The organism is Bacillus sp. JJ864, from assembly GCF_036963045.1.
GTDB classification, from domain to species: Bacteria; Bacillota; Bacilli; order Bacillales; family Bacillaceae_G; genus Bacillus_A; species Bacillus_A pseudomycoides_C.
In genome coordinates this window covers 1-3,008 of record NZ_JBALLY010000129.1, presented here as the reverse complement: position 1 = coordinate 3,008, position 3,008 = coordinate 1, and the positions used below count along the sequence as shown (strand labels likewise).

4 protein-coding genes and 1 pseudogene are annotated in these 3,008 nt (G+C 37.1%); all 5 read right to left on the bottom strand.

Annotation, left to right across the window (positions count from 1 at the left end; all coding sequences use genetic code 11):
• Positions 1-437 precede the first annotated feature (437 nt).
• A complete protein-coding gene (locus V7024_RS18435) occupies positions 438-632 on the bottom strand; it encodes a hypothetical protein (RefSeq protein WP_335522529.1) in 195 nt (64 codons plus the stop codon).
• 129 nt (positions 633-761) lie between these two features.
• Positions 762-899, bottom strand: a complete 138-nt coding sequence (locus V7024_RS18430) for a hypothetical protein (RefSeq protein ID WP_335522527.1) — start codon at positions 897-899, stop codon at positions 762-764.
• A gap of 56 nt (positions 900-955) precedes the next feature.
• On the bottom strand, positions 956-1,549 hold the full coding sequence (locus V7024_RS18425) for a hypothetical protein (RefSeq protein ID WP_335522525.1): 594 nt from the start codon (positions 1,547-1,549) through the stop codon (positions 956-958).
• Between the two features lie 17 nt (positions 1,550-1,566).
• Positions 1,567-2,673 (bottom strand): C40 family peptidase, encoded by a 1,107-nt coding sequence (locus V7024_RS18420; protein ID WP_335522523.1) that lies wholly within the window; start codon positions 2,671-2,673, stop codon positions 1,567-1,569.
• Between the two features lie 57 nt (positions 2,674-2,730).
• A pseudogene (locus V7024_RS18415) lies at positions 2,731-3,008 on the bottom strand (hypothetical protein); the annotation flags it as partial.

Genomic DNA, 3,008 nt, shown 5'->3' with positions numbered 1-3,008 from the left:
TAAAAAATGTCCCCTGGAATAAAACCCAAGGGACATTTTTACTTTAAATCATAATGCTATATCTTTCATCCTCTGAAACCTTTAAACTTGCTGAGCAAATCAAAATTTCACAATTACCGATCCTTCGTTGTGTTTCTGTTATCAATTTTTCTTTGGCGAATTCTAAAGAATGTGCTGGAACTATTGCGGATTGTACAACTGTTACCCTATCACTATATATCACAGAAAAATCAATTTCATATTGATATATCATGGTACCGTCAATCCCCTTTCCCTAGCCTCATAATTAAAATATATGCAAACCTTTACTAAAAAACTTCCGAGTATTCTAAAAATCTATTTAAGTATCATAACAGACCGAGTAACAAACGAAATCGATTTTGATACCAAATGTGTTGGCAGTGTTATAAAAACTCATTGTAATTAAATCTGAGGGATCATTTTCTTTGGAATGGTAATTTTTTAGATTTATAATCATGTATAAGCTGTCTGCCAACAAAAGACACCGCAATTCCCATCACACACGTCGCTCCCATCAATTTCACTATCCATTGCAAGCCATCATCTTGAAAGTAACGATCAGATACGTAAACACAAATTCCAGTCCAAAGTACTAGCCATAACCCATACATGTCATACTTCCCTTTTTCTAATTTTTCCTGTTGGAAAGGATACACGCTGGTACATAAAAAAGCTATCAGTATAACTGACAGCCCTATTCCAATACTTATCATTCTGTACCACCTTTTTTCACAAATTTTTTAGTATGGAAGTGGACTCTGGTCATAATTCTCATATCTATAGTCACACTTTGTACAAAACAAAATCCAATTTGGATACTCATCATACATCGGCATCATTTCAATTTGTTTCTCTTCCGAACATCTTGGACACAACATATTTTTTCCCCCTTTTCAAATAGACAAACCATATTCGAGAATACACTTATCAGTATTTAGCTAATATGCCCTTCTGGTTTCAACGGCTGCTGTATCTTTAGATCGTCAACGATCCATTTCTTTTGTTCTTCGTTATACACCAATTTGATTTCCAATAGCATTTGACTAACACTAGAGACATTATTTACCGTCATCTTTTGCCACACTCTCGCAAAAATATTTGCGTTTTTTTCATCTACTGATGTAAAGTACAGTAATTGTTTATCGATTCCTGATACAAGAGTCTTATCAGGATCTGTTTTTTCTACAGTTGCATTGATATCCGTTCCAGAAGGAATCAACATTTTTAATCCATTTTCTGTTGTGTACGGCTTAATTTTTGTCCATGCTCTTTCTCCTTTGGACGTATCATACTCAAAAAACGCTTTTAAAAAGTCTGTTGTATCTTTTTTTACCTTTTCCTCCGTATTATTTTCTTTGCTGGCAAGTATTCGATATAACTCCTGTTTCTCCTTATCTAGCTTTTTGTTTTTATCCGTGGTTTTTTGATACTTTTCCTTATACTCCATAGCTTCCGAATACTTATTCATCGCAAATATTCCGGTAACTGCTAACAGAAATACCAAAATCATTCCGAACGTTTTATTCATATTTTTTTCCTCCTATACTATTGTACTCTTCTAAATCCTGCAAAATGTTCCACCCAATAATCTTTTGATAAATCAGCATAGTGTAAATGCGTTCCCCCCGCGTTAAACATGCGATTATTACCTACGTATATGCCAACGTGGCTGATTCCAGCTTTATACGTATCTCGAAAAAATACTAAATCACCCGGTGCTGGATTATCGACGGCAATAGTCTTGTTATATTGGTCTGCTGCGGTCCCAGAAATATTAATGCCAACTTGACCATAGGACCACTCTACTAATCCACTACAATCAAAGTCTGGCGGTCTACGGCCCCCAAACACATAGGGACGTCCCTCAAATGGAGCAGCCAAAGCCATGATTTCATTAAACTTTTGATTTGCGGGACCATTACCAGATCCGTCCGATGTTGGAGGAGTTGTGGCCACTTGGTAATATCTTAAAATGTTAGCAACATACCGCCAGTCCCCATAACAATACCCAGTGCGGTATGAAGGACTACAAACCAATGACGTTGCATATTTTTGTGCATAGGCTTTAGCTGCTGTTTCAACTGATCCCACATCATCTGAATTTGTATTCATACCTTTTGCATGTGTTACAAAATAATCCCCCATATTATAAGCCTGTGCGGCGATGTATAATTTTCCCTCCGATGCTTGTAATAGCTTAGAAAATCGCTCAACCCCATACGCAATAGATTCAACTGGATTGGTGATGCACCCAATATAACCACATTTACTTTCACTTGCTTGCATGACGTCGATAAGGGTCCCAGATGATTCCTGTTGAATTAAAGCTAGTAAAAATTGAATATACTGAGGGATGCCAAATTGTTCCGCATACTGTCTGACAACAGGCTCCCAACGCATCACCTCGGGCGAAACGTTTGCTATGCCTGTTCCCGGTGTGGGAGATCCTGGTTTTTCCTGCTTCCTCATATCTTGCCCGAACATGACAAGTACAATAAAAGCAAAAATCAGCAAGAAACAAAAAATTTTACCTAAAATCAGAAGAATAAAGATTCGGAGTTTCCAAGACTTCTTTTTCTTTTTTTTCACACCTTTCGTTGCTTCCTCTTGCACCATTTCATGAATTTCCTCTTGTATCTGTGCTTGCATCATCTAGACCGCCTCCTTTTCTCTTTAGTGAGAAGAGTAAAGCCCTAAAATACAAGGGTTTTACTCTTCTTTTGATGATTCTAAACGATCTAATTGCTTAGGTGTAGGTAGATGCCAAGTTTCATTGCCGACTGCGATAGCACTTGGTATTTCCTCTAACGCAGTGGGTAATTCTATTTCTTGTGTTGAATGAATTTCCTTATTTTCATTTGCTGTTTCCACTATCGATTGTGGAATAGTTGAGTCGACATCTATACTTGATTTTTGTGTAAGAATGGTCCCTGTTTCTCTTATTTGAGATGGAATTGGTTTTACTGGCATAGGTTCACTTGACAAAG

What these genes read in the sequence shown, in the direction of transcription:
- V7024_RS18425 (WP_335522525.1), bottom strand. Translation starts at nt 1,549, where the DNA reads ATGAATAAAACGTTCGGAATGATTTTGGTATTTCTGTTAGCAGTTACC.
- V7024_RS18420 (WP_335522523.1), bottom strand. Translation starts at nt 2,673, where the DNA reads ATGATGCAAGCACAGATACAAGAGGAAATTCATGAAATGGTGCAAGAG.
- V7024_RS18435 (WP_335522529.1), bottom strand. Translation starts at nt 632, where the DNA reads ATGTATGGGTTATGGCTAGTACTTTGGACTGGAATTTGTGTTTACGTA.
- V7024_RS18430 (WP_335522527.1), bottom strand. Translation starts at nt 899, where the DNA reads ATGTTGTGTCCAAGATGTTCGGAAGAGAAACAAATTGAAATGATGCCG.